Annotated in this window: 1 protein-coding gene; it reads left to right on the top strand. The window is 58.8% G+C overall.

The annotated features are described in order from the left end of the window. Window positions 1–403 precede the first annotated feature (403 nt). A complete protein-coding gene (locus E5N76_RS29240) occupies window positions 404–1,285 on the top strand; it encodes a tyrosine-type recombinase/integrase (RefSeq protein WP_457852688.1) in 882 nt (293 codons plus the stop codon). Window positions 1,286–1,339 lie beyond the last annotated feature (54 nt).

Genomic DNA, 1,339 nt, shown 5'->3' on the forward strand with positions numbered 1-1,339 from the left:
ACGCTCACGCAGATCCTCGGAGTATGGCCGCATCCTGGCTGGCCTCCATCGCCCAGCCCAGAGCTTGAATCAGATCTCAGCCCGTTTCGGAACCCCCGATTCAGAGCAAACACAGCATGCTCTAGAGGCACCAAAGCCCACATAAGCTCGCATAAATGCAGGGTTTTTCCGCCCTGTGTTTGGCACGGTCTGGCAATTTTGGGCATCGCCAAGCACCACGTTTTCATGGCATGGTGGATGGCACTGACTAGCCCCGATACCATGATCGTTGCTTGATACCATGCAGCCGCGGCGAGGTGGCTCATGGTATCGTTGGGAAGGAACGTATTGATATTGCGAGCCTTTTGGCGATCAACGCAAGCGTTTCTGAGCATGGTATTCAAAACGAAGAACTGCGAACGCCATGCTGACCGATACCAAGCTGCGCAATCTCAAGCCGAGGGACAAGCTCTACAAGGTGAATGACCGTGATGGCCTCTATGTAGCCGTCACGCCTGCCGGGTCGATCTCGTTCCGCTACAATTACGCGATCCACGGTAGGCAAGAGACCATCACCTTCGGCCGCTACGGTGTCGGCGGCATCGCCCTCTCGGAAGCCCGCGAACGGCTAGGCGAGGCCAAGAAGATGGTCGCGGCCGGGAAGTCGCCTGCGAAGGAAAAGGCTCGCGACAAGGCCCGCATCAAGGACGCGGAGACATTCGGCGCATGGGCTCAAAAGTGGCTGCGCGGTTACCAGATGGCGGATTCCACTCGCGACATACGCCGTTCGGTGTTCGAGCGCGAATTGAAGCCGAAATTCGGCAATCAGAAGCTGATCGAGATTACCCACGAGGACTTGCGAGCGCTGACCGATGCCATCGTGGAGCGCGGAGCGCCTGCGACTGCGGTACATGCCCGTGAGGTGGTGTTGCAGGTCTATCGCTGGGCGATTGAGCGTGGTCAGAAAGTCCAGAACCCGGCAGAGCTAGTCCGACCAACGACCATCGCCAAGTTTGAGCCGCGCGACCGTGCCCTGACGCCTGACGAAATCGGCTTGATGTACCAGTACATCGAGCGCATCGGGACGACGCCATCCATTCGGGCAGCGGCCAAGCTCCTGCTGTTGACGATGGTGCGCAAGAGCGAGCTGACCAACGCGACATGGAGCGAGATCAACTTCAGCGAGGCGCTTTGGACGATTCCGAAGGAGCGGATGAAGCGGCGCAACCCGCATCTAGAGCATGCTGTGTTTAGGCGGAAGCATATCCTGAGTTGGCGAGATAGTTGGCGCATTCGGTTGGGCTGACGAGGTCGAGGATGGCGCCGACCTTGCGCCAGGTGGTGCCGATAGTTCGCTGCT

Origin of the sequence: Siccirubricoccus phaeus, assembly GCF_008360935.1 — a bacterium.
Classification (GTDB): Bacteria; Pseudomonadota; Alphaproteobacteria; order Acetobacterales; family Acetobacteraceae; genus Siccirubricoccus; species Siccirubricoccus phaeus.

Coding starts and splice junctions, on each gene's coding strand:
- E5N76_RS29240 (WP_457852688.1), top strand. CDS start 404: ATGCTGACCGATACCAAGCTGCGCAATCTCAAGCCGAGGGACAAGCTC.